This is a genomic window from Sphingobacterium bovisgrunnientis (assembly GCF_009829085.1).
GTDB lineage: Bacteria > Bacteroidota > Bacteroidia > Sphingobacteriales > Sphingobacteriaceae > Sphingobacterium > Sphingobacterium bovisgrunnientis.
Window position 1 is genome coordinate 1 of the sequence record NZ_WUQY01000062.1, and the last position, 5197, is coordinate 5197.

General features: G+C 36.4%; 2 protein-coding genes. Both read right to left on the reverse strand.

All coding sequences use genetic code 11. The features are described 5' to 3' along the window. Nucleotides 1-123 precede the first annotated feature (123 nt). Nucleotides 124-1836 carry a RagB/SusD family nutrient uptake outer membrane protein gene (locus tag GOQ16_RS16950; protein ID WP_160070384.1) on the reverse strand — a complete coding sequence of 571 codons (1713 nt, stop codon included), beginning with the start codon at nucleotides 1834-1836 and terminating at the stop codon, nucleotides 124-126. Nucleotides 1837-1851: 15 nt separating this feature from the next. After that, entirely contained in the window at nucleotides 1852-4923 is a 3072-nt protein-coding gene (locus GOQ16_RS16955; protein ID WP_160070385.1) for a SusC/RagA family TonB-linked outer membrane protein, read from the reverse strand. Between the last annotated feature and the right edge of the window lie 274 nt (nucleotides 4924-5197).

Below are 5197 nucleotides of genomic sequence, written 5' to 3' on the forward strand. Positions count from 1 at the left end.
ACTTCCAACTGTAATGGCGTGTTCGGGACTTGCACCCTAGAGTTATCGCCCATGCCGGGCGCACCAAAGAAAAAGGCAAGGATTGTCATCCTTGCCTTTGAAAAATATTAGCTTATAGCAAAATTAACTCGTCGGATTTTGAGTTAAAGTACCTGAATATGAATTAATAGCCGATTGAGGTATAAAATAAATAACTCTAAAGTCATTGGCTTTGATTTCCTCAAATTGTCTATGTGGACCTGGATACTCCCTTTTTAAAGATTTACCATTTCTAAATACATCAAAGCTACGTTCTGCTTGATATGCTAATTCTAATTGTCTTTCTTTATCAATTAGATCACCAGCATTGGATGCATTTAAAGAACTATATCCACCATTTACTATCGAACGATTTCTTATTGTATTCAAATCAGTCAAAGCTGCGCCATAGTTCCCCAATTTTGCATATGCTTCAGCACGATTCAAGTATACTTCACCTAAACGTGAAATTACGGGCGAATGCAAATGGGAGGTTTCACCTTCTTTAGATGCTTTCGTGATATAAAACTGTGGATACACACGATTTAAGGTAATAAAATAATCTAAAACACCAGTATATGTACTTCCATTGGTATAGGTAATCTTATAAATCCCTTGTGAAGCATCAACAGCAGTAAGTGCGAATGTATTATTACCTTCTTTTGCTGTAAGGTTGTTACCAGATCTCGTTACCTCGGCTTGCACATAATTTAGGATATTATCTTCCTTCTTAATAAATCTAAATACTTCTGTGTACCCTCCAGTCGTTTCATTTTTTCTATAAGTTGGTTCAATAAAAGATGCTCGTGCGTCAACCATTTTGAAGTGATCTGGTCTCCAGTCATTTCGACCCGTTTCATTTAGTAGATCAATGTATTTTGCACTAGCGAACATTTCACCCCAACCCATTCCACCAATATTAGCGTACATACCACCAACTCCATAATAATGGTCATAACCAGAGAACTCTGATGCTACTCGCTTTATTGCAAAAATAGTCTCATCGTTATTTTCTGGAGTAAAGGTATTGTATTTCATAAAATCTTCTCTATTCAATAAGCTGTATTTATTGGAAGAAATAACTTTAGTGGCATAATCAACAGCTAATTGTGCATATTCTCTATTAGGATTTTCATATGTTCCACTCATATATAAATACACACGTGACAAAATAGCTTGAGCAGCTTCTTTTGAAGCATAAATAGCGCCTCTATCTACAGAGATCATTTCTTCTGCTTTCTTAAGATCATTTATGATTTGCTCGTAAGTTTCTTTGACAGTAGAACGGTCTGGAAGTTCAAGGTTATTTACTACGTCATCGGGCGTACCATTTACAATTGGAACACCTAAATTTGTTTCAGGACTTTGATAATATGGCTTTCCGAATGCCCTCACAAGGTAAAAATACATCAAACCTCTTATGTAATAACTTTCCCCTAATTTACTGTCCGTTACATCGTCTTTTCCCTCCTCAATCATTTTAATGATATTTGAAGATTGTGCAATAGCCTTGTAACTCGCGTCCCAAAAGTTCGCTAATCTATAGTTATTTGGTGTACGTGAAAAGGAAATAAATTCGTAGAATGCATCTGTTGATGATCCTCTAATTACCATATTATCTCCAGCATATTCTCCTAAGCGATGCATAGGATCGGACCACGCTTTCATTTGTGCGTATGCTCCATTTAACAAAGCGTCTAATGATTCCTCTGGCTTTGATGAAATCCTATCAGAATCCATTGATCCGTATGGAAAACGGTCAACATCACATGATGTGATAGCTGCGGTTATAAATAATGTAAAAAATATTTTTTTCATAATTCCTCTTTGTTATTAAAATGTAACATTCAAACCAAATATATACTTACGGACAGCAGGATATACGCCTGGTCCAGCTGAAGTAATGACATCACCATTGTCATTTGCAGGAATTTCTGGATCTACTCCTGAGTATTTGGTTAGTGTAAATAGATTCTCACCAGCTAAGAAAAACCTTACATTCTTAATATTATATTTATTTAAGTCCAATTTATAGCCTAGTGTTAATGAACGCATTCTTAAATAACTTCCGTCTTCAAGGAAGCGTGATGACACTAAATTTCCTTTATCTTGGTTATTATATTTTGCAATTGGGTGTGTGGCTACATCGCCTGGTTTTTCCCATCTTGTCCAGCCATCCATCAAACGCATCTGATTTCTATCTGTATACGTACCGTCAGAATCATACTCTTGTCTTGAATAATTGTAAATCTGTCCGCCAATTGCATAACCTAATACAGCATTCAGGTCAAAATTTTTGTACGCTAAAAATGTATTAATACCACCAAACAGATCTGCGTAAGATTTACCTAATCGACGTTGAGTCGCTTCTGCATAGTTAGATGTTGTTTCTTGACCTGTCACATTTCCTTCAGCATCTTTCACATCTTTGTACCACATAGGTGCACCAGTATCTACATTTACACCTGCCCATTCTGGCATATAAAATGTATTGATTGGCAACCCTACCTCTTGGATTCTACTCGCTGAACCAGCGATACCTAATGCATCTCCAACAATAATAGGATTTACGACATATGTACCATCAGATTGACGTGTCGCGTACAATTGTGTTAATTTATTTTTATTATGTCCTAAATTTATATCAAGACTCCAGGTGAGATCATTATTTCGAATAATATCACCACCTATGTTTAGCTCAATCCCCTTATTATTCATTTCCCCAATGTTTTTATACACTGAGCCCACGCCAGTCATTTGGGAGATAGGAACATTTAACAGAATATTATCCGTGTTTTTATTATACCAATCGAAGTTTAATCTCAGACGATTGCTAAAAAATGCGGCGTCCACACCAAAGCCTGTAGTCGCTGTTTCTTCCCAAGTCAAGTTAGGATTTCCAATTCTACTGATCAACGCACCTGGCAACTCATCATATGCAGCACTTGCCGATACAGAATAAAGATTATATTGTGGATACAATTCTGCAGGACGATTCCCAACTGTTCCATGTGCTACTCTCAATTTTAAATTGTTGATCCACGATATATCAAACCAATTTTCACGATGAATATTCCACCCACCACTTATTGAATAAAAGTTACCGAAACGTTTGCCAAAATTAGAAGCTTCGTCACGACGTAATGATAATTGAGCTAGGTACCTATCATCATATGAATAATTAACATTTGAGAGATACGACTGCGTAGCCCATTCTGTAATTCCTCCACGTGTGCGCTCAGGTTTGGAAACGACATCTAACACCTCAAATCCAGGAATAAAACCAGTACCATAAACATCTAGGGTTTTGGAGGTGTAATCATTAAATTCATAACCTACAATACCGTTAATTGCATGATTGCCCCAAGATTTATTAAATCTCAGAACTTGATTCGTATATCTTCTTGCATATTCAGAACGATATTCTGCTAGGCGACCATTAACACTCTCACCCCCATTTGATCTAGGATCTGTATAAGAATTTGAGCTGTACGTATTAAATCTGTAATTGTTTATTGAAGAAAATGTCAACCAATCTGTTAATTTAATATCGAAGTCCAAGTTCCCCATTAACTCATAATTCGTATTAGCCCCTTTATTCCACTGTAGATCATACAAATAGTTTGTATTTTGCGTATTGACCCAGCCACTATAGCGATGTGGAACCAGATTTCCATTTTCATCGAATGGACCATCCCAAGGCAAATTCGAATACATGGCCGTAGTAGAATACTGAACATCCTCAACACCTCTTCTTGCTCCGACTAAGGATGGCTTAATTGACAACCACTCAAATGGTTTGTAAACTGTATTAATTCTAACATTATAACGATCATAATCGTAACCCTTTACAGCTCCCAATTCATTATAATAACCTAATGATAGAAAAGATTGAAGCGTTTCATTTCCTCCTTGCAACGATATGTTATGATTTTGAACAAATCCATTTTTAGTAGCTAAATCCCACCAGTCAAAATTGCTATTTCTTAAATCTTCATTCCATCTTGGAAAACTGATCTCATTAGCATTAGCAAAAGATTTGTAATAATCATAAAGCTCTTGTCCATTCATCACCTGAAGGTTACCATTATTAAGTTGATTAAAACCAAGCTTCGTGGAATAGCTTAATGTCATTTTTTGATTATTAGGTCTTTTTGTGGTTACTACAATAACACCGTTGGCGCCTTGTGAACCATAAATAGAAGTTGAAGCTGCATCTTTCAGAATCGTCATATTTGCGATATCATCGGGATTAATATCACCTGGATTGGATCCCACGATAACCCCATCAATAACCCATAATGGACTTGTTGTTCCCCCTATAGTGGCTTGCCCACGAATCACAACAGCGCCTCTAGCCCCTGGACGACCTGCACCTGGAGATACAAATACGCCAGCCGCCTTACCATTCAACATATTTTCTACTGAAGGTGTAGTAACATCACGCAACTTGTTGCCTGATACGGATTGTAGCGAACCTGTTAAACTTTCTTTCTTTTGCTCAGTGCCATAGCCCACTACTACGACCTCTTCGATATCTTCATTGGATTGCACTAACTGTACAGAAATATTTACACCATTAATGACTAGTTCTTTAGTCTCATATCCAATAAGTGATACCACTAGAGTCTCGCCAACAGAAGCCGAGATGGTGAATTTACCATTCACATCTGTACTTGTTGCTGTGTTTTTTCCCTTTACATTGACAGTCGCGCCACTCACTGGTCCATTAGCACTTGTAATTACACCTTGAATAGTCGTTTGATTAATTAAATGTAAAGTTTCATACCTCACATTCACAGTATGTGCTACCGCAACATTAGCATAAGCTGTACCGAGTACTAGACTCCAAGCTAATGCTGTTTTGCAATAAACAGCTTTTTTAGGTAAAAATTTTTTAATCATAAGATTATAGGGTTATATAAAAACTCAATAGTTATCCTCTACCAAATTAAACCAAAGTTGTAGGACGAAAAAGAAATAAGGCAACGAAAACGTTTGCGTCATCTACACAAACGATTGATTATGTATCATTGATTTAACTTTAATTGATAGAAAAATTAATTAAAGAGGCGACTATATCATAAAAATTTTTAAATTGACAAATCACAGCTGTCCTAAATAAATTTAGGGTGTAAAAAAATCTGCCCTCTTCTATTAATTAGGAAAGCTTTTTGTG